At 47.5% G+C, this 1212-nt stretch carries 1 pseudogene; it reads left to right on the top strand.

Annotation, left to right across the window (positions count from 1 at the left end):
- Positions 1-108: 108 nt before the first annotated feature.
- Positions 109-855 (top strand): annotated as a pseudogene (locus ACTHUT_RS20885) (RHS repeat-associated core domain-containing protein); the annotation flags it as partial.
- Between the last annotated feature and the right edge of the window lie 357 nt (positions 856-1212).

The raw sequence follows: 1212 nt of genomic DNA, 5'->3' as shown, positions 1-1212 counted from the left end.
TGTCATATATGATCTAAATTAGCCTCGACGACGAAATCATCTCCGACACCGTACCCTGCCCCCTCTCTCGTGGGAGAGGGTTGGGGAGAGGGCAAAACGACCGCACCGCTTTCAGACGGCCTCAATCCCATCACCGACAACCGCCTGAAAGCCTACAACGGTATCAGCTATTACTACGACCACTTCGGCAACCTCATCCACCGCGAACTGGCTGACGGCGAAGTGCAGAACTATTTCTACGATCTGCATGACCAACTGGTTAAAGCCGAAATCTTCAAAAAAGACGGCACGAAAGAAACTTGGGTATACACCTACGATGCTTTGGGCAGAAGGATAGGCAAAGGTCGTCTGAAAGACGGAGAAGTTTCAGGTAGCCTCGAAGAGGAAACCCGCTTCGTTTGGGACGGCAGCCATCTCTTGCAGGAAATCCACCCGGACGGCAGATATACCTATATCTACACTGATCCGAGCAGCTACGAACCGCTGGCGCAAGTCCGCGATTGGACAACCGAAGACGGAGAAAGCCGACAACAAACCCGCTACTTCCACTGCGACCAAATCGGTATCCCGAGAGAGATGACCGATAAGGACGGCAATTTGCTGTGGTTCGGCAACTATACCGGCTGGGGCCGTCTGAAAGAGGAAACCAAGGTAACAGATAGCGCATACCAGCCGTTCCGCCTGCAAAACCAGTATTGCGACTGTAAAACGGGGCTGCACTATAATTTCTTCAGGTATTATGAGCCTGATTCCGGGCAGTTTGTGAATCAGGACCCGATTGGGTTGGAAGGAGGATTTAACTTTTACCGATTTGCGCCGAATGTTCAAAGATGGATTGATCCGTTGGGATTAGCTAGAAAATCAATTAGCAGTAGACTACCAGAAGGTAGCAGAACAGGGCAATTTGGTCCCAAAAATGGAAAATTGGCAAAACTAGATCCTCAAACAAGGAAGCCAATTCAAATTAGAAGTTATGATGCAAGAGGCAATCCTCTAAAAGATATTGACTTTGGTCACAATCATGGTTTTGGAGATCATCATGCACATGACTGGAGGTATCCATCAGATAAAGCACCAAATAAAGTCCGTGGAGAAGGACGAACATTAACAAAGGCGGAAAAATTGAGCTTAAAACTTGGCAAATGCGCACAAGCATTTTCTGGATTAACTAGCTTAACAACAAGGTTTAGCGGTGGAATAGGACTTTTATTA

The organism is Neisseria sp. P0022.S010 (assembly GCF_051956635.1).
The sequence above is the reverse complement of the archived record's forward strand: the minus strand, read 5'-3'. Positions and strand labels throughout refer to the sequence as shown.